This window comes from Micromonospora sp. NPDC049102, from assembly GCF_043197485.1.
Classification (GTDB): domain Bacteria; phylum Actinomycetota; class Actinomycetes; order Mycobacteriales; family Micromonosporaceae; genus Micromonospora.
Genome location: NZ_JBICTE010000008.1, coordinates 141,019 through 158,574 on the forward strand (window position 1 = coordinate 141,019; position 17,556 = coordinate 158,574).

General features: G+C 69.9%; 18 protein-coding genes and 3 pseudogenes. 6 read left to right on the top strand and 15 right to left on the bottom strand.

What is annotated here, in order from left to right; all coding sequences use genetic code 11:
* Positions 1-8: 8 nt before the first annotated feature.
* A complete protein-coding gene (locus ACGFH9_RS11600) occupies positions 9-260 on the bottom strand; it encodes an ABC transporter permease (RefSeq protein WP_393217543.1) in 252 nt (83 codons plus the stop codon).
* 9 nt (positions 261-269) lie between these two features.
* On the opposite strand from ACGFH9_RS11600, the gene ACGFH9_RS11605 reads away from it, so the two are divergent.
* Positions 270-491: a hypothetical protein gene (locus ACGFH9_RS11605; RefSeq protein WP_393217545.1), complete on the top strand. Its 222-nt coding sequence runs from the start codon at positions 270-272 to the stop codon at positions 489-491.
* A gap of 276 nt (positions 492-767) precedes the next feature.
* On the opposite strand, the pseudogene ACGFH9_RS11610 reads toward ACGFH9_RS11605, so the two are convergent.
* A pseudogene (locus ACGFH9_RS11610) lies at positions 768-1,352 on the bottom strand (ATP-binding cassette domain-containing protein); the annotation flags it as partial.
* On the opposite strand from ACGFH9_RS11610, the gene ACGFH9_RS11615 reads away from it, so the two are divergent.
* A complete protein-coding gene (locus ACGFH9_RS11615; RefSeq protein WP_393217547.1) occupies positions 1,264-2,085 on the top strand; it encodes a hypothetical protein in 822 nt (273 codons plus the stop codon). The pseudogene ACGFH9_RS11610 and the gene ACGFH9_RS11615 overlap by 89 nt on opposite strands.
* Here the strand turns inward: ACGFH9_RS11615 and ACGFH9_RS11620 are convergent.
* The 6 genes from ACGFH9_RS11620 to ACGFH9_RS11645 form a co-directional block, all read right to left on the bottom strand.
* Complete coding sequence (locus tag ACGFH9_RS11620) at positions 2,060-3,346, bottom strand: hypothetical protein (protein ID WP_393217549.1); 1,287 nt, start codon at positions 3,344-3,346, stop codon at positions 2,060-2,062. The genes ACGFH9_RS11615 and ACGFH9_RS11620 overlap by 26 nt on opposite strands.
* A gap of 236 nt (positions 3,347-3,582) precedes the next feature.
* Entirely contained in the window at positions 3,583-3,915 is a 333-nt protein-coding gene (locus tag ACGFH9_RS11625; RefSeq protein ID WP_393217551.1) for a helix-turn-helix domain-containing protein, read from the bottom strand.
* 160 nt (positions 3,916-4,075) lie between these two features.
* Entirely contained in the window at positions 4,076-6,973 is a 2,898-nt protein-coding gene (locus ACGFH9_RS11630) for a nucleotidyltransferase domain-containing protein (RefSeq protein WP_393217552.1), read from the bottom strand.
* A 5-nt stretch (positions 6,974-6,978) separates the two neighbouring features.
* The gene (locus ACGFH9_RS11635; RefSeq protein ID WP_393217554.1) at positions 6,979-7,311 is read right to left on the bottom strand and encodes a helix-turn-helix domain-containing protein; all 333 of its coding nucleotides are present in this window, start codon (positions 7,309-7,311) and stop codon (positions 6,979-6,981) included.
* Positions 7,312-8,427: a tyrosine-type recombinase/integrase gene (locus tag ACGFH9_RS11640; protein ID WP_393217556.1), complete on the bottom strand. Its 1,116-nt coding sequence runs from the start codon at positions 8,425-8,427 to the stop codon at positions 7,312-7,314.
* A gap of 132 nt (positions 8,428-8,559) precedes the next feature.
* Positions 8,560-9,636 carry a tyrosine-type recombinase/integrase gene (locus tag ACGFH9_RS11645; RefSeq protein WP_393217558.1) on the bottom strand — a complete coding sequence of 359 codons (1,077 nt, stop codon included), beginning with the start codon at positions 9,634-9,636 and terminating at the stop codon, positions 8,560-8,562.
* A gap of 324 nt (positions 9,637-9,960) precedes the next feature.
* Between ACGFH9_RS11645 and ACGFH9_RS11650 the strand changes: the two genes are divergently transcribed.
* Positions 9,961-11,571 carry a DUF4158 domain-containing protein gene (locus ACGFH9_RS11650; RefSeq protein WP_393217560.1) on the top strand — a complete coding sequence of 537 codons (1,611 nt, stop codon included), beginning with the start codon at positions 9,961-9,963 and terminating at the stop codon, positions 11,569-11,571.
* Positions 11,543-12,202: a Tn3 family transposase gene (locus ACGFH9_RS11655; protein WP_393217561.1), complete on the top strand. Its 660-nt coding sequence runs from the start codon at positions 11,543-11,545 to the stop codon at positions 12,200-12,202. Before ACGFH9_RS11650 ends, ACGFH9_RS11655 begins: the two co-directional genes overlap by 29 nt.
* 60 nt (positions 12,203-12,262) lie before the next feature.
* Here ACGFH9_RS11655 and ACGFH9_RS11660 read toward each other — a convergent pair whose 3' ends face one another.
* From ACGFH9_RS11660 to ACGFH9_RS11680, 5 genes and pseudogenes are all read right to left on the bottom strand, one after another.
* Positions 12,263-12,484 (bottom strand): superoxide dismutase, encoded by a 222-nt coding sequence (locus ACGFH9_RS11660; RefSeq protein WP_393217563.1) that lies wholly within the window; start codon positions 12,482-12,484, stop codon positions 12,263-12,265.
* Positions 12,481-12,610: pseudogene (locus tag ACGFH9_RS11665) on the bottom strand (Fe-Mn family superoxide dismutase); the annotation flags it as partial. The gene ACGFH9_RS11660 and the pseudogene ACGFH9_RS11665, both read right to left, overlap by 4 nt.
* Before the next feature lie 279 nt (positions 12,611-12,889).
* Positions 12,890-13,279, bottom strand: coding sequence for a hypothetical protein (locus ACGFH9_RS11670; RefSeq protein ID WP_393217564.1), 390 nt, complete (start codon positions 13,277-13,279; stop codon positions 12,890-12,892).
* Positions 13,280-13,646: 367 nt separating this feature from the next.
* Positions 13,647-14,309 carry a recombinase family protein gene (locus ACGFH9_RS11675; protein ID WP_393217635.1) on the bottom strand — a complete coding sequence of 221 codons (663 nt, stop codon included), beginning with the start codon at positions 14,307-14,309 and terminating at the stop codon, positions 13,647-13,649.
* A gap of 192 nt (positions 14,310-14,501) precedes the next feature.
* Positions 14,502-14,852 (bottom strand): annotated as a pseudogene (locus tag ACGFH9_RS11680) (ATP-binding cassette domain-containing protein); the annotation flags it as partial.
* Here ACGFH9_RS11680 and ACGFH9_RS11685 point away from each other — a divergent pair.
* The gene (locus ACGFH9_RS11685) at positions 14,818-15,300 is read left to right on the top strand and encodes a hypothetical protein (RefSeq protein WP_393217566.1); all 483 of its coding nucleotides are present in this window, start codon (positions 14,818-14,820) and stop codon (positions 15,298-15,300) included. The pseudogene ACGFH9_RS11680 and the gene ACGFH9_RS11685 overlap by 35 nt on opposite strands.
* Before the next feature lie 31 nt (positions 15,301-15,331).
* On the opposite strand, the gene ACGFH9_RS11690 is transcribed toward ACGFH9_RS11685, so the two are convergent.
* Entirely contained in the window at positions 15,332-16,315 is a 984-nt protein-coding gene (locus ACGFH9_RS11690) for a helix-turn-helix domain-containing protein (RefSeq protein WP_393217567.1), read from the bottom strand.
* Positions 16,316-16,401: 86 nt separating this feature from the next.
* Here ACGFH9_RS11690 and ACGFH9_RS11695 point away from each other — a divergent pair, with 86 nt between their 5' ends.
* On the top strand, positions 16,402-16,968 hold the full coding sequence (locus ACGFH9_RS11695; protein ID WP_393217636.1) for a maleylpyruvate isomerase N-terminal domain-containing protein: 567 nt from the start codon (positions 16,402-16,404) through the stop codon (positions 16,966-16,968).
* Between the two features lie 124 nt (positions 16,969-17,092).
* Here ACGFH9_RS11695 and ACGFH9_RS11700 read toward each other — a convergent pair whose 3' ends face one another.
* Positions 17,093-17,530: a hypothetical protein gene (locus ACGFH9_RS11700; RefSeq protein ID WP_393217569.1), complete on the bottom strand. Its 438-nt coding sequence runs from the start codon at positions 17,528-17,530 to the stop codon at positions 17,093-17,095.
* Positions 17,531-17,556 lie beyond the last annotated feature (26 nt).

A 17,556-nucleotide genomic window follows, 5' to 3' on the forward strand; every position in this document is an offset into this window, starting at 1 on the left:
GGCGGCCGTCACGGGTGCAGCCGGCGGCGGTAGGTGACGTGGGCGGCCAGGAAGCCGCCGATCGTGAGCGCCAGCAGATAGACGATGTGGACAGAGCTGCCGGCGATCGTGGCCGTGCCGAGGCTCACCGTGCGGCACAGCTCCACCCCGGGCCACAGCGGCAGCAGGTAGGACACCGGCCGGATCCACTCGGGCAGCTGCGAGACGGCGAAGAAGGTGCCGGAGAACATGTAGAGCGGCATGATGACGAACCGGAACACCGTGTCGATGTGGCGCAGCGTGCGTACGCCGCAGCCGGCGCCCCGAACGCGAGCCCGGTCAGCGTCGCGCCGAGCAGGGCTCCGAGGGCCCACCGGCCCTCGACCAACCCGAACGCGGCCATCATCGCGATGAAGGCGCCGTTGGTGATGAGCAGCCGCACGGCGATGAAGAGCAGGTGCCCGGCGGCGAGCTGCTCCGGCTCGATCGGTGTCGGCGTGGCGCCCCGGTAGGCCCCGAAGCCGGCGGCGCGGGTGACTCCCCAGGACGCCTCGAGGAACGCGTTCTGCATCGCCGCGGCGGCCAGCATGCCCGGTGCGAAGAACGCTGCGTAGGAGACGCCGGCGATCTGGGCTGGCGCGTTGTCGTCGACGAGGGCGCCCAGGCCGGCGCCGATGCCGGAGGAACAGCATCGGGTTCAGCACGTTGATCACGATCGTGCCGCGCCAGGTGCGCCGGTAGCGAATGAGCCAGTATCCGAATGCGTGCAGCACCAGTGGTTCCTTCAGCTACTCGATGAGCGATCGGCCGGTGAGCGTGAGGAACACGTCCTCCAACGTCGCGCGGCGGACCAGGGCGGTGAGCGGGGTGAGCGACAGGGCGTGCACGGTGGCGAGGGCGGCCTCGCCGTCGGCGCAGTAGACGAGCGCCCGGTCCGCGAGCAGTTCGACGCGCCCGTCGGAGGCGGTGCCGCCGGTGGCCAACACCGATGCCCGGAGTTTCTCCGCTGCGGTTTCCCGTTCGTCGAGGCGGAAGCGGAGTTCGAGGACCTCCCGGGTGGCGTATCTGGTGATCAGGTCCCGTGGGGAGCCCTGCGCGACGATCCGACCGTGGTCGACGACGATGAGGCGGTCGCAGAGCTGCTCGGCCTCGTCCATGTAGTGGGTGGTGAGGATGAGCGTGACGCCCTCCTGCTTGAGCTGGAAGAGGCGGTCCCACAGGATGTGTCGGGCCTGCGGGTCGAGGCCGGTGGTCGGTTCGTCGAGCAGCAGGATGTCGGGTTCGTTGATCAGTGCGCGGGCGATCGTCAACCGCCGCCGCATGCCACCCGACAGCGTCTCCACCTGGTCGCCGGCCTTCTCGGGGGTCGATACTGGTGAGACCGCCTATTCAACTGTCGCGTATCCGGCCGGTATCCAGGCAGCCAACTACGCTGCGTGGTTGAGAAGGCCGGTAAGGAAGGTTCGGCCCGACAGCGGAGCCCTGCAGGTCGGTCGAGATACTGGCTTGATGCGGGACGAGTGGATTCATGTCGGGCGGTTGTGGACCAACGGTGAGCAGTTCCTCGCCATAGACAGCGCCGGGCGCAGTGATTGGCGTGGGCACACCGACGACGAGTTTGATCGGACCGTGCACTTGACGTGGCAGGAGACCGGGCTTGCAGTCGGCTCGCGGATGGCGGCTCTCGTCGGCGGGGACGGCGTCGTCCGGGATGACAGCTGGGTCGAGGTCTTCCGGGGCGGGTCCGGTGCCCTGGCGTTGGTGCAGGCTGGAGGACTGGACTACCGGAGTGTGCTGGCGGCGGCGTTGGAGTACCCGGACGATCAGGACCTTGACGGCGTGATGATCGAGGTTCGCAGTGGGGAACTGGCGGTCTTCACTGCGGCGGCCGATGGTGACGGTGAGTTCGCGAATCCGTTCGAGCAGGCGCGGCCGGGTCTGGTGCCAGCGGAGCATGGGCCGCCGTCGCGTGGCGTCGATCCGGGGCTACTGATCAGCACGGATGGTGTGACGGCGTTCCGGTTGAAGGTCCGCTGGTTCACGGAACTCGACGAGAAGAGCCGCTTCGCGCGTTGGCTGCTCATTCCGGTGACGGCCGGTTACTGACCGACCCTTCCTCCCCGCGGTGGTCGCCGGGCGCGTAGGTGGACCAGGTTGTCCCCGCTTCGGCGGCGAGGCGCGCGGTGGTGACCTGGTGGTAGCCGAGTGCGGTGGCGACGATCGGGGCGGGCAGGTCGAGGACGTGCTGGCGGATCGCGGCGGCGCGGGCGGCGATCGACGGGACGCCGAGGGCCTGGACCTGTGTCGAGAGGGTGCTGGGCTGTAGTGGTTCGCCGGCGCGGCGGCCGGGGAAGAGCCACCGTGAGTCGCGGTTGGTGGCGGTGCGCATGTTGGTGCGCTGGCCGAGGTACTCGAGCAACAGGGCGGCGACCGGTTCGGGCATCGGGGATGGCGGGTCGCCGAGCCGCAGCAGGATCTGGTCGCCTTCGCGAATGATGTCGTCGATGGTGAGCCGGGTGATCCGGCTGACGGGTTGGGCGTAGAGCAGCAGGATCGCGGCGGCCGCCCGGCTGCGCAGCGAGCCGGTGCGGTCGGTGAGCACGTGGCCGAGCAACGCCGTGCGGTCGCGTTCCGGTAGGGGCGGGCCGCCGGGGCTGGCAGTGGACGGAAGGTCGAACCGGCGGATGAGCCGGGTTTTGGCTGCCCAGAGCAGGAACTGCCGGAGGTTGGCGTTGGCGCTGGTGGTGTGTCGGACATGCCAGGCGTCGATGTCGGCTTGGGTGCAGTCGGCGATGGTCCGGCCGTGGTCGGCGAACCAGTCGAGCAGTGCGGTGGCCTGGATGATCTGCTCGCCGACGTAACGGCGCCCGGCCGGGGTGAGTGGTCGGGCCTCGGCGCGGGATCGGAGCCGGGGCAGGACGTTCCAGGTCGCGAAGCGGCGCAGGATCTGGGCGTGCTCGGCATCGGTGAGGCCAGCGAGATGCTCATGCAGCCAGCGCTCGAACAACAGGATCTGCTTGTCGACGACGGGCAGCAGCCCGCAGGCCATGAGCAACTCGCGTAGGTGGGCGGCCGCGCGCCAGGGCTGGAGAGTGCGGAACGCGTCGTGGGTCAGCGGGATCTCGCCGGAGGCGAGGCCGCGCAGCAGAGCGGCGGACGGGTGACGGCCGTAGGACAGCCAGGCCAGGCCGGACAGTGGGTTGTCCATGCTGAGCAGGTGCTCGGCCAGCGGCACCAGGCGTGGATGGACGCGGCCGGTGCCGTCGTCGAGCAGTTCGGTGAGCCGGTCGGCGAGGGTGCAGCGGGTGCAGCGGCGGCCGCCGTGCAGTTTTCCCTCGTGACCGCAGCGCGAGCACGCGTAGGACATGGTGAACCCAGCGCAGTCCGGGCAGATCGCGGCGCCGTCGTCCGGACGCAGGCCGGGCCGAACTCGGTCGGCGCCGCAACCGGGACAGCGGCCGTGCTGCTGCAGAGCCCGGTCGTGGCAGGTCCGGCAGACGTGCCCGTCCGGCCAACGGGCGGCGAAGCTGCCGTGTCGGCCGCATCGGACGCAATCGCGCTTGTGCCAGCGTTCGTACTGCTCTCTGGTGGTGTAGGCGGGGCTCATTCGTCGGGCAGGATCAGGGCTGGCCGAGGCCGGAACCTTCCGCCGGTGGGCGGGGCGGGCAGGTCGCCGGTGGCGGTCTTGCGGACACCGGCGTTCTGCGCGCTGGTGGTGATCAGCTCGGCGGGGGTGCAGCCGAGGATGTCGCAGAACGCGGATAGGACCTGCAGTGACAGCCGCTCGGGGGTGCCGGAGACGAGCCGGTGGATCTGCGATGCGGACAGGTCGATGCCACGGTCGCGCAGCAGCGGCATCATGTCGGTCGCGGTGAAGATCTTGTGCTGAGCCATCACCCCACGCAGCCGCCACTCGTAGCTGACCTTGCGTTTCATGCCTTCCTCCCGGTCTGGGTGGCGAGCGCGGCCGCGGTCGTCGCGTCGAGGTGCCGGCGCAGGGCGCTGGTGCGGTAGTCCGAGGAGACGCACTTTGGCGACGTCGGATATTCGAACTGTCTGAATGGGTGTCCCGCCATGGCTGCTGGTTGCCGTGCTGTCAGGGTTGGCAGGCGTGGATCAGGTTGCCGAGCGCGCCGGTTGGGTCGTGTAGTGCGCGCGCGCCATCGGTGACGACTCGGCGGGTGCCGGAATCGAGCGGGTCGGTGCTGGCCCAGTCGGGCGAGCCGATGTTGATCTCCACTTCGAGGCCGGAGGGGGTGCGGAAGCGTCGTTCGGTGACTGCGCCCCAGGACTGGATTCGGATCAGGCCGCCGATGGTGAGGTCGTGTATCCAGGTGTTGTCGGCGTAGCTGGCCTGGTCGGTGGTGAGCAGGACGAGGTCGATGTCCGAGTCGGGTCGGGCGGCGTTTCGTGCGTAGGAGCCGGCCAGGAGCAGGCCGATGATGTCCGAGCGGTGTGCGGCCCATCGTGTGACGCGGTCGATGATCTCGTCGACTTCGGCGAGACGCTCAGGCGTCAGGGTGGTCGGTTGACGGGTCGCGGGTTGCTCGTTGTGCATCGGACTCCCTTTCTGGTTGATCCGGCGGCTGACGTCGGCGGCGTAGTTGGTCCAGTCGCCGGCGCTGGCGCGTTGCCAGGCGGCGGCGACGCTGATGTGGATGCCGAGCATCCGGGCGAGGATCGCGGCGGGCAGTTCGGTGGCGAGGTCGAACAGTGCGGTGGAGCGGGACTGTGCGGGGTTGAGGCCGAGGTCGCGCAGCCGTTTGGTGAGTTGGAAGGCGCTGATGGGCCGGCCGGGCTGGCCGCCGGGGAACAGCCATGGGCTGGTGCCTGGGGCGCCGATGACGGCGTGTCCGCGGCGGGTGCTGGCCAGGTCGCGGATGAGGCTGGCGAGCGGTTCGGGCAGGACGATCGGTTCCCGACCCAGGCGCAGGTGGATGGTGTCCGGGTTGGTTTGGAGGTGGTCGAGGGTGAGCCGGCTGATTGTGGCGGGTTGCTGGGCGTAGAGCAGGACGAGTAGGCCGGCGACGCGTATTTCGGTGTCGATGGTGCGGTCGTGCAGCAGTCGGCGGGCGCGTTCCCAGCGGGCTTCGGTGTCGATCGGCGCGGCGGGTCCGGCCCAGCGGGTGGCGGGGAGCTCGAGCGTGGTGAGTTTGTTGCGCCGGGCCCAGCGGACGAAGTTGCCGGCCTCCCGGCGGGCGTTGTCGTCGGCGAGCCATTGGTCGAGGTCAGCCTGCCGGGCGGTGGCGAGGGTGTGACCGCAGCTGGCGAGCCGGTCGAGCAGGGCGACGGCGGCGTTGATGTTGCGTTTGGCCGCGAGTAACTGGTGATGGGTGGTGTCGGCGCCGTTGAGCCTGCCGCGGAGGCGGCGCAGCACGTGCCAGATCGCGTAGCGGCGCAGCAGGTGCTGTTCGTCGGGGTTGGCCCGTGCGGCGATGGTGTCGGTGATCCACCGGTGCAGTCGGGTCAGTAGTTCGTCGCGGGCGGGCAGGGTGCCAATCGCGACCAGTACGCTGCGCAGGTGCTCGACGGGTTTGCCCGGCGGCAGAGCGTCGAGCGTGTCGTGGGTCAGTGGCTGACCGGCGAGGGCTTGCAGGATGGCGGGGGCGGCGCTGCGGTTGAGCCAGCCTTCGACGGTGGCCGTCCGGTTCGTCGTCGCGAGCGCGTCGTGCAGGGCTTGCAAATCGGGCCGGATCGTGTCGCTGTCGTCGCCGAGTACCTGACGTAGCCGTCGGTGGATGGTGCATCGTGAGCAGCGGGCGTTGCCGCCGACGTGGATCCGGCCTGGTTCGCCGCAGCCGGGGCAGGACCGCCAGAAGCCGGGGTCGGGTCGGGTGCAGGTCGCGCAGAGCGGCGCGTCAATGGTGCCGCCCCGGATGGGCCGGTCCTGTCCGCAGCCGCTGCAGCGGGCCCACCGTTGCTTACACGCGCGACACCACGGCTGCCCGGTGGTCTTGGAGATCAGACACGGGCCGGTCTGGCCGCAGATCGCGCAGGTCCCGGTCGGCCAAGGACGGCAGGCTTGGCAGAGCGGTCCGTCCGGGGTGCGGACGCTGACCGGGCGGCGCCGTCGGCAGGTCGTGCAGGTTTCCTGGTTCGCGGGTTGCCGCAGCAGGCAGGTCGGACACAGCGGCCGGCCGTGTTCGTCGCGGCTGCCGGGTTCGCGGACCGCTCCGCACTCGGCGCAAGGCCGGGCACGGGTCTTGGCCACGCAGTTGCGGCAGAGCCACTGCCCGTCGATCCGTCGGTGTAGATGGATGTGGCGCTGGCAGTGTGGGCAGGCCGGTGCGGTGATCGTCTGGGTGCCCGCGGCGACGAGTAGGTCGATCAGCCGCAACACGCAGGGGGCGGTTGCGTCGGCGCCGGCCCCGGTGAGGAGATCGGGCCGGTCCTGTAACTCCCAGGCCAGTTGGTGGCGCTGGCCTCGTCGGGTTGCCGCCGCGTGCACCACGCTGGCCACCGATTCCGCGGTCAGGCCCGGTTCGAGACCGGTCACGATGGTGATGATGGTGTCGACCGGATCGCGTTCGTCGACCGGGCACTGAACACACTGCGGACGGCCGTGGCGGTCGCGGAAGGCCACCGGCCGGGACTGGCCACACACGCCACACGGTTGCGGTCGGCGGTCGCAGGGCGCGCAGTACCAGTCCTCGCCGCGGCGTTGCAGGCTGCGCAGCGGCTTGCCGCAGCCCGCGCAGACCGGGTCCGAGATCGCGGCCGCGCCGGCGCGGCGCAGCGCGATCAGCAGGTCCGCCACGACCCGCGGGGCGGGCGAGCGGCCATCGCGCAGCATGGCGGGCCGGTCCGTCAGGGCCTTAGCGAGGCGGCGTTGCTTGACCCGGCCACCGGCGACGCTGGCCACGATGTCCGCGATCATCGCCGGGTTCAAGCCCGGCTCGGTCGCGGCGACCAGGGCCACAGTGACGCCGATCGGGTCGGCCAGGACCGGCGGCACCGCAGGCGGGTCCTGCGCCGTCGGCGTCGTGACGGGCACTGCGGTTACCGGTCAGCGCCGGTGATGCGGGCCCGTTTCGGTCGCAGCTCGCCGACTCCGCCGTCGCTGCCGCCGACCACCTTGCGCTGGCGGGCGGACTGGGCTGCGGCGACCGGCTCGATCAGGTCCTCCATCGAGCAGTCGAGGATGTCCAACAGCGCCATCAGGATCTTCAGGCTCAGCCGTTCCGGTCGATCGACCACCAGCCGGTAGACCTGGCTGGACGACAGCCGGATCTCGCGCTGGGCCAACGGTTCGAGCAGATCGGTCGTCTGGAACATCTCCCGGCTGGCCATCACCTGCCGCAGATTCCACCGATAGTCGAGCTTGGCCGCCATCTATCGCTCCTTCTCTTGCCCGCTCGGGGAGTCGAACGCCGGTGTGAGGGCCTTGCGCAGGGCCGTGTTCATGAAGTCTCCGGACACGTGGGTGTAGATCGCCGTCGAAGTGTCGCAGCGATGCCCGACCGCCTCCTGGATGAACCGGCGGTCCACCCCGTCCTCGGTCAGATGGGTCACCCACGAGTGCCGCAGACTGTGCGGGCTGAGGATCTTCGGCAGGCCGAGCGCGTCGCGGTAGGCGACGAACCTCGCGTTGATCTCCGCCGGGTTCACCCGCCCGCCGCGTTCGGTCACCCACAACGCCGGATGCTCGGCGCAGCCGAACCTCGGCCGGATGTTGTCCACGTAGTCGGCGACCGCGTCGACCGCCCAGCCCATCACCGAGGGCACGTTGCGCCGCCGCGGTGGCTGACCGCGCACCGCTTTGCCGTACCGAACGTGCAACATGCCGTACCGGCCGAACTCCGGCGCCGCTGGATTGCGGCCCCAGTCGGCCAGATCCAGCTTCGAGGTCTCAGTGCGGCGCAAACCCCACGCGTAGACGACCTTGAACAACGTCGCGTCCCGGTAGGCTGCCAGCGCACCCTTGCGTTTCGCCCGGACCGCCCGGTCGACCTGCTCGTCGGCGTAGTCCAGGAACCGCTGCAGTTTCTGCCGTGTGAACGGGCGGGCCTCCGGGCGGCCTTCGTAGTCGTTGAGGTGGGCGATCGTGTTCCACTCGTGGCAGATCGGCACCGGGAACGTGCCGAACGCCTTCTCGCACTCCACCGCCCAGCCGTACCGGCCGTCGGTCAGGTACTCGCTGAACAACCGCAGGTCAGTCTGGTAGCCGCGGATCGTCGACGGCGCCAACTGCCGCTCGCTGGTCAGCGACTGCGTCCACTCGTCCACATCGCCCGGCCCCCAGTTCCACGGGTACTCGTTGGTGAACTCCAGAAACCGGCGTACCAGCCGCTCCCGCGGCGCGATCGTGTCTTCAAGCAACCCGCGAGCTGTCTGCTGAGCCCGCCAGCCCTTGAACATCGCCTCGACCATCGCGTCCTCGGGACGCAACTGCACCACCCCGGAGACGAGCTGCAGGCGTGCCGCACCCGCCAAATCACCGCGCCCCAAGCCGTCCTCCAAGCCCACAAACGGCGACCGTTCGACGGCAGGATCATGCATCAGACGGGATCATCGCGCGAGCAGAGCAGGTCAGCAGGGCATTTTCGCAGGAGTGCCGAGCCTATTGCCGCACGCCACTGATCAGGCGACCTGCGAAAACTCGCCCGTCTGATGCAATTGCCGAGAGTTGGTGTAGATCGAGGTAGTGGAGGCGTGTTCGTGGCCGACTTGCTCCTGGACGAACCGGGCGTCGTGGCCAGCCTCAATGAGGTGGGTGACGTAGGAACGGCGGAACGAGTGGAAGTCCAGGCCGGCGTCGAGGCCGAGGGCATCGCGGTAGGCGACGAACCGGGAGTTCAGGCGCTGGTTGCCGACCCGGTGGCCGCGTTCGGACGGCCAGGCCGCCGGGTTGCCGTCAACGCCGAACAGCGGTCTGCCCTCGGTGAACCACTCGTCGAGCACGTCGGTCGTCCAGCCGAAGACCGTCAGCACGCTGCGCCGTTTCGGTGGTGAGCCCTTCTTGGCCTTGCCGTGCCGGACGTAGCAGACGCCGTACTCGCCGAACTCCGTCCCGCGCGGGTTGCGGCCGAAGTCGGTCGCATCCAGCATCCGGGTCTCGTTGCGGCGCAGCCCGTAGGCGTACGCAGTCTTGAACAGGGTCGCGTCGCGGAACGCCGGCAGCCAGCCCTTGCGGCCGAAGCTGCGGATGCGGTCCACCTGCTCATCGCAGTAGGCGAAGAAGGTGTGCAGTTCGCGGAGGGTGAACGCCCGCTTCGCGGCGTCGGCCTCGTTCTCCTGGACGTGCACCGCGGTGTTCCACTCGTGGACCACCTGGATCGGATGCGACCCGAACCGGGCCTCACACTGCGTCGCCCAGTCATAGGCCGGATCGGTGACGTACTGGCAGAATGAGCGCACCGCGTCCTGATAGGAACGGATCGTGGTCCGCTTGACATGCCGGATCGAGCGCAGATCCCCGAGCCACTCGTCGAGCATCTGCGGCGCCCACTGCCACGGGAACGCGTTGGCCGCCGTCGCGAACGCGCGGACCGTGGCCCGCCGGCCCTCGACCGTGCTCGCCGCGAGGTTGCGCGCCAACTGCTGGTTGCGCCACCCGTCGAGCATCGCGTCGAACACCTGCTCGGCCGGGCGCAGCAGCGGCACCCCATCGACTAACTGCAGCCGGGCTGCGCCCGGCGCCGATCCGTTTGACCCCACCGTGACCACCCTCCGTCACTCGCATCCAACGCGTGGATCTCGCATCAGATGCGGCCGACACCGCGTTTGGGCTGGTCAAGTTATCGGGAGCGGGACAGCGGAAATCGACGAGACGCGCGCCCGATACAGTCACTCCAGGATCGCCGCTGACCGCGTATTCGCAGCTCAGAGCACCGCCGTCCCACCGGGAATGCGACATGCAAAGTGTCGCCAGTTCGCATCGGATGCAATACGCGTCAGAAGGAAGAACGGAACGGAATCTGGCGGTAAGCGGGAGCGGCGGGGTGCGGAACCCGGTTCTGGGCCGTAGTAGGTTGTGCGGCCGTGCCGGTGGAGTTCCTGACTGATGACCAAGGTGCGGGGTATGGGCGGTTCGCGGGTGAGCCGTCGCGGGCGGAGCTGGAGCGGTTCTTCTTCCTGGATGACGCCGATCGGGGGTTGGTCGGGAAGCGTCGGGGTGAGCACAACCGGATCGGGTTCGCGGTGCAGCTTGGGACGGTGCGCCATCTGGGTACGTTCCTGACCGATCCGGTCGATGTGCCGTGGTCGGTGGTGGATTACGTCGCGGTGCAGCTCGGGGTGCTGGATCCGTCGGTGGTCAAGCGGTACACCGAGCGGGAGAAGACGGCGTACGAGCATGCGTGGGAGATCCGTGACGCGTACGGGTACCGGGACTTCTCCGACCCGGCGGCGCAGGAGCAATTGCGGGACTTCATGGATGGCCGGGCGTGGACCCACGCCGAGGGGGCGCTCGCGCTGTTCACCCAGGCCACGGCGTGGCTGCGTCGGCACCGGGTGCTGCTGCCCGGGGTGAGCACCCTGGCCCGGCTGGTGTCGCAGGTGCGTGACCAGGCCGCCGAGCGGATGTACCGCACCCTGGCGGAGGCGGCGGCGTCGGCGGACGCGGAGTTGCCGTACCGGCTGCGGGACCTGCTCGCGGTGCCGGACGGGCAACGGCTGTCCGGGCTGGAACTGCTGCGCCGTGCCCCGACCCGCACGTCCGGTGTCGCGATGAGTAAGGCCCTGGACCGGGCGTCGACCGTCCTGGCGATCGGCGCCCGGGCCGCGCAGGTGCAGGCGATTCCGACGAACCGGCTGGCGGCGCTGGCCCGCTACGGCCTGGCCGGGAAGGCACCGCAGTTGGCCGAGTTGGCCGAGCCGCGCAAGACTGCCACGTTGCTGGCCACCGCCCGGAACCTGGAGGCCGCTGCCGTCGACGACGCCCTGGGCTTGTTCGACCTGTTGATGGCCACGCGGGTGATCAACCCGGCGCGGCGGGCCAGCCGGGAGCAGCGCCTGGCGACGCTGCCGAGGCTGGAGCGGGCTTCGGCGCTGCTGCTGGCGGTCAACACCGCCCTGCTGGACCTGCTCGCGAGCGCTCCAGACGGGCAGGTTGAGGTCGCGGCGGCGTGGGCGGCGGTCGAGCGGGTCGCCCCTCGCGAGCAGGTCACCGCCGCGGCGGCGGTGGTGGAGGAGATGCTGCCTGACGACGACGGTGACGAGACGGCGCTGCGGGCGAACATCGCCGCCCGCTACGGGGTGGTCCGCCCGTTCGTCGAGTTGCTGGCCGAGGTGTTGCCGTTGGACGCGACGCCGGCCGCGACCGGGCTGCTGCACGCGTTGCGCCGGCTGCCGGAGTTGCTGCGGCGGCGGGTGTCGCGCAAGCCGTTGCTACCGGGCGAGGTGGAGGCGACGCTGGTGCCGGCGTTGTGGCGGCCGGCGGTGTTCGCCAACCGGCGCCTGCCGGCCGGGTCGGTGGATCGGGACGCTTACGTGCTGTGCCTGCTGGAGCAGTTGCGTACCGCGCTGCGCCGCCGGGACGTGTTCGCCCATCCGTCGCTGCGCTGGTCGGACCCGCGGCCTGTTCCGGCTGCTCGGCTACCGGTTCTCGCCCCGCATCGCGGACATGGGCGGCACCCAGTTCTGGCGGGCTGACCCCTCGCCTGGGCTGCTCGCCGACTACGGGCCGCTGGGCGCGGTCGCCCGCGGCCGGGTCAACCTCGACCGGGTCCGCACCCACTGGCCGGACATGCTGCGGGTGGCCGGCCCACTCGTGACCAGCAAGGTCCGCGCCTACGACCTGATCCGCATGATCAGCCGGGACGGCAACCCGACCCCGCTCGGGCAGGCGTTCACCGAGTACGGCCGCGTCGACAAGACCCTGCACCTACTGGCGATGGTCGACCCGGTCGACGAGACCTACCGGCGCCGGGTCACCCGCCAGCTCAACGTCCAGGAGTCCCGACACCGGCTCGCCCGCAAGATCTTCCACGGGCAGCGCGGCGAGCTGCGCCAGGCGTACCGGGAAGGCCAGGAAGACCAACTCGGCGCGCTCGGCCTGGTCCTCAACGCCGTGGTGCTGTGGAACACCCGCTACATCGACGCCGCCGTGCGGGCGCTGCGCGCCGCCGGGCAGCCGGTCACTGACAACGACGTCGCCCGACTGTCCCCTCTCGGCCACGAGCACATCAACCTGCTCGGCCGCTACGCCTTCCCCCGGCCGGTTGCGCAGCCGGTGCTGCGGGCACTGCGCGACCCGTCCGCCGACGACCTGGCCTCACCCTGAGCGGGGCTGTCCGGCTTGGCGGCCCGCATCGGGGTAGTCGAGCCGGACACACATCTGCAGTCAGGCCGCCGCGCCCGGCGGCGACTCAAGGCTTGCCGCGGCCATGTGCAGGCTCAGCTCTCGGACGAGGTCGTCCATGGTCTGCTGCGTCTGCGCCCGGACCAGCGCCAGGGCCGGCTCGGCCAGCAGGCAGAACCTGCGGACCCGGGCCGCGTCGTCGGGAAACGCCGCGAGCAGCGCCTCGGCGCCGGCGAGGTCACCGCGGTGCTTGGCGGCGATCACCCCGGCGGCCTGGTGACGTCGGCCCAGTTGACCAGGTTCCACATCCCGGTCGACGTAGTCCGGGCGCACGTTGCGGTACTGGAGGTAGTAGGCATGCTCCCAGGCGTCGAACACCAGGACCGGCGTGAGGACAAGGGTCACCGACTCGCGTGTTCGGATCTTCTGCCCGCTCTTGGTCGACGCCACCGCGGGATCGCGTGGGGACCCTGCTGGAGGGATACCGACCATGACCCAGAACAAGGCCCGCAAGAAGGACCAGCGCTGGAGTTGTTTCTCGCTGAGAACTACGGCGAGGCATGTGAGGACTGCCGGCTGCGCATACGGCAGTGCCTGGGTCGACCATCATCGACCCAGGCACTCACGCGGCGTCAGTTGATCTTGGCCCGGAAGTTTCCGTTGAGAGCCTTACTGCCAGCGCACCGTGTATGGGGCCGTAGTCGTGCCCCTGGCACCCCACGCGCTACCCGGAGTGCTCGAGTTGAAGCCTTCGGGCCCCGGCAGGACCGTAGTAATGCCGAAATGGGCGCCGCTGACGTTGTAGAAGCCACCGATGGTGTAGGCCCCGGTGCCGACGATGTCGAAGGTCTGACACTGCCCCTGGGGCACGATGAAGCTGTGCAGACCGGTAGACCAGGTGATGTCAGCGGTGTAGTTACCCTGCGCGCAAAGTTGGACTCGGTGATTGCCGATCGCAGCGGACGCAGGCGTTGCGGTCATCGCGAGCGCCGCAGTGGCCGTAGCGGCCACCGCTAGACCACCGACCAGCGACCGCCGGCCGACTGACTTCAGACGCATACCTGATTCTCCTCATTCTTGATTCTTACCCTGATCCGAGGGGGTGTGCCCCGACGGGAACAACGCGGACGCCGCTCCGCGATCCTTCCCGCTTGCCTCCCCGCCAGAGTGCTGGATGGACTTCCGAAGCGGTGGCCTTCGCCAGAGCGTCGACCACCGCCTGAATTAATCAACGGACAATTGGGCTCGCAGGTTCAACCTTGAGGAGGGTCGGCCCCTATGCCTCGCCGTAGTTCTCAGCGAAAACAACTCCAGCGCTGGTCAGGTCGACCCCCTGCGCGAATGCCTGAAGCCGGACCGTACCGAGATCCCCGGCCGGACTCCACCTTCACTCACATCCAGCCCCACGTTGGAAAGCCACCCTCGCTCACCGGCCGGTCCGGGCCGTGGGCAGCGCCGCGCGTGCCCGGCCGGCGGCGCGCAGCTCCCGTAGGTCCGGGATGTGGTTGTACAGCGTGCCCGGACTGACCCCGAGCAGCTTCGCGATCGAGGTCACGCTGGCATCGGGATTGGGCAGCAAGTCCCGCGCCGCCCGGATCAGGTCGGCGTTCATCACCGTGGGCCGGCCGCCGACCCGACCCCGGGCCCGCGCGGCGGCCAAGCCCTCGCGGGTACCGGAGACAATCAGCTCGCGAATGAACTCCGCGAGGGCAGCGAAGACGTGAAAGACGAGGCGCCCACCCGGGGTGGTGGTGTCCAGGTTCTCGTGCAGCGAGGTGAATCCGACCCCGCGGCCGCGCAGCTCGCCGACCGTGGTGATCAGATCCTGCAACGAGCGGGACAGCCGGTCCAGAGCCAGCACCACCAGGGTGTCGCCGGGCTGCATGAACTCCAGACAGACGGCCAACTCGGGTCGGTCGGTGTCCCGGCCGGACTGCTTCTCCGCGAAGACCCGCCGGCAGCCAGCAGCCTTCAGCGCGTCGAGCTGACGCTCCAACTTTTGCCCGCCGGTCGAGACCCGGGCGTATCCGATGCGGATGCCGGTCTGCGTCGCCGGCTCCGCGGCCAACAACTCGGAGGGTTCCACGATGCCCGTCACGCGGCTGATCTTCTCAAGAAACGGCGAGAAGGGCGTTGTTGAACACCCTGGCTTTTGAAGGGGTTTTTGACGACGAGAAGTCCCGTCAGCGGCCCGCCGCTATCGATCTTCAAGAAACGATCGTTACTTGAAGATCACGTACAAGGCTTAACGCCAAATCCCGTACCGATCTTCCTCGACCCCCTTCTCCCGGAGCTGGGCGAAGTCCAGCAGCCGGGTCGCCCGCTCGCGGATGACGGCCCGCGCGAGCCCGAAGTACCGCCCGTAGATGTGCAGGTTCTCCCGGACGGTGAGCTCGTTGTCGAGGTGGTCATCCTGGGTTACGACGCCCAGGCGGGCACGGATCTGTGGCCCCTGCGTCATCGGGTCCATGCCGAGGACGCGCAGGCTGCCGCCGCTGATCGGCGACGTCGCGGCGATCATCCGCATGGTGGTGGACTTGCCGGCGCCGTTGGGACCGAGAAGCCCGAACGACTCTCCCCGCTGAAGTGCGAAATCGATGCCGTCGACCGCGTCCGCACCCGACCCGACCATGACCCGGATCGTCGAGGCGGTGCAGCTCGGCCAGACCGGGGCAGCCGCCGAGGCTCGTCAGCTGCTCACCGCACTGTGGGACGAGATCGGCCCCGGCGATGACGCCCTGCACCGCTGCACCCTGGCCCACCACCTCGCCGACCTCCAGGACACCCTCGACGCGGAACTGCGCTGGGACGAACGCGCCCTGGCCGCCGTGTCCGAGCTGACCGACGACCGTACCCAGCGGCACCTGCCCTCGCTGGAGGTACGGGTGTTCCTGCCATCGCTGTATCTCAACCTCGCCGACTGCCACCGGCGACTCGGCAACCCCGATCCGGCCCGGGAGTACCTCGCACGGGCCCGCGCGCACCTGGCACAGCTACCGGACGACCCGTACGGAGAGATGATCCGCGCCGCCGTCTGCGAGTTCGTCGCGGACGACCCGACCGACCACCGGCGGCGGTAGCGGTCCGCTCCCGCGCGCGGCGGGTGGGTCGTCACTCCCCCGCTGCGACGGCCGCCCGGTACGCCTGCGGTGAACGACCGTAGCGAGCACGAAAGAGGCGGCTGAAGTGCGCCTTGTCCGTGAAACCCCACCGGGCGGCGATGAGGTGGACCGGCTGCCGCGCGTACAGCGGGTTGCACAGATCCCGTCGGCACCGCTCCAGACGCTTGGCCCGGATGAGTTCGGCGGGCGTCGTCGCCTCGCCTTCGAACAGGCGGTGCAGCGACCGCAGCGAGATGTGGTGGGCGGCGGCGACGGTACGGGGGCTGAGTTCGGCGTTGTCGAGGTGACGGTCGACGAAGTCGACGATGCGGGCACGTAGGGCGGTGTGCCGTGCCTCCGGCGACAGGACGCCCTCGATGTCGAGGCGTTGGGCGAGCGTGGCGGTGAGCAGGTCCAGCGCCACGCCGCCCAGCATTTCGGCCTGGTTGGGCTCGTACTGCTCGGGGTGCGCCGCGATGCCGCGTAGATGCTGGACCAGCAGTCCGCCGACGCCGAGGTGGGCCGGCATTGGCGTGGCCAGCAGACGATGGAGTCGGTCCGGCGGCAACGGCAGCGCCGCGTAGGGGATCTGTACGGTGATCGTGGTGGCCAGGCTTGGGCTGTCCGCCAGGTGCTGGGCGATGTGCGGACGCGCGGTGTCCAGCAGGGTGAAGTGCCTGGCGGCGACGAGCGTGGTCTCGGTGCGGTCCTGGACCAGGACGCTGCGACCCGTCAGTGGCAGCGTGAGCTGGTAGATGTCCGTCTCGGTTCGGCGGACCAGTCCGGCGGGCCGGGCGGCGTGCAGCGACGGGTACCGCAGCGAGGCCAACCGGATCCGGCCGAGGTCGATGGCCTGGGCGTACGCGACGAAGTCGTCCAGCCGTGCGCTGGTGATGTGCACGGGCGCCGTCTCCTGGGCGACCAGGGCGTACCAGTACTCGAACCGTTCTGGCGGCGGCAGTACCGTCGTGTCCACCACCAGGTTTGGCAACATCCCGTTCGCCTCCCCGTGCGCGAGGATGGATTCTTGCACGCATCGACTTTTCGTGGTGCTGAGCGAAGGAGCGGCGATTGTCCCCGGTGACCAGCGCCGACGTGCGGGACGCGGCCGACGAGATGATCGGGGTGCTCATCCCGCACCGCGACCGCGACTGGTCGGTACCCGCCGGCACGTTGACGTGGAGCTGCTGGACCACCACGGCGCACGTCGCGCACGACCTGCTCGCGTACGCCGGCCAGGTCACCGGCCTCGCGACGGACGCCTACCTTCCGTACGACCTGCGGGTCCGTCCCACGGCGAGCCCTGCGCGGGTGCTCGACGTGGTACGTGCCTGCGCGGGGCTGCTCGCGGTCGCCGTCGACGCCGCCGCACCGACGGCGCGGGCCTGGCACTTCGGTCCCTGCGACCCGGCTGGCTTCGCGGCCATGGGGGTTGCCGAGACGGTCCTGCACACCTACGACATCACCACCGGCCTCGGTGTGCCGTGGCAGCCGCCGCAACGGCTGAGCACGCTGGTGCTGCGGCGGCTCTTCCCGGACGCCCCGCCCGGTGACGCGCCCGACGTGCTGCTGTGGATGACGGGTCGGGGCGAGCTGCCGGGGCGGGAACGGCGTACGTCCTGGAGTTGGCGCGCCGCGCTGGACTGACCCACCGCGAAGGCGGGCGGGCGACGCGGTGGCCGAGGGACCGTCGCCCTTCGCGTCGCCCGCGCCTGTCGTGGGAAACGCCGTCGGTGCCCGAAAGGATTGCCGACGGCGTGCACCGTCTCGGTCAGGTCCAGCTGATGCCACGCTTGCGAACGCTGCGCATGCGCTTCTCCTCTCCCCTCAGGGCGACCCCGTACTCGCCCGACGACCTCAGCGTCGACGACCGCCCACCTCGGCGGTAGGGCTTTCGACGTTCGGAGTCGTTCGGCCTTGTTCGGCGGTGTGCCCGAACGGCGCCGATGCGACGGCACGCCGCCACAGTGGACCGAGAGCGAGGACCGCCACCGCCCCCGGACACTCCGCTGAACCCGATCACCGTGGTGGCCGGCCAACGGTCGGCGGCCAGACCCGCGAGGACCATCGCCGTCCCCTGCAGGCCACTGAGGCCGGTGATGGCGACCCCGAACGCGCGTCCCCGGTACACCACCGGCACCGCCCGGCCGAACAGGGCGTTCAGCGGCACGGCGAAGGCGCTCGCGGCCCCGGCCAGCGTCAACAGCACGCCGGGCACGGAACCGGAACGAGGTG

What these genes read in the sequence shown, in the direction of transcription:
- ACGFH9_RS11620 (WP_393217549.1), bottom strand. Translation starts at nt 3,346, where the DNA reads ATGTCCTACGCGTGCTCGCGCTGCGGTCACGAGGGAAAACTGCACGGC.
- ACGFH9_RS11625 (WP_393217551.1), bottom strand. Translation starts at nt 3,915, where the DNA reads ATGAAACGCAAGGTCAGCTACGAGTGGCGGCTGCGTGGGGTGATGGCT.
- ACGFH9_RS11635 (WP_393217554.1), bottom strand. Translation starts at nt 7,311, where the DNA reads ATGGCGGCCAAGCTCGACTATCGGTGGAATCTGCGGCAGGTGATGGCC.
- ACGFH9_RS11655 (WP_393217561.1), top strand. Translation starts at nt 11,543, where the DNA reads ATGGGCGGCACCCAGTTCTGGCGGGCTGACCCCTCGCCTGGGCTGCTC.
- ACGFH9_RS11670 (WP_393217564.1), bottom strand. Translation starts at nt 13,279, where the DNA reads ATGCGTCTGAAGTCAGTCGGCCGGCGGTCGCTGGTCGGTGGTCTAGCG.
- ACGFH9_RS11685 (WP_393217566.1), top strand. Translation starts at nt 14,818, where the DNA reads ATGCCGTCGACCGCGTCCGCACCCGACCCGACCATGACCCGGATCGTC.
- ACGFH9_RS11690 (WP_393217567.1), bottom strand. Translation starts at nt 16,315, where the DNA reads ATGTTGCCAAACCTGGTGGTGGACACGACGGTACTGCCGCCGCCAGAA.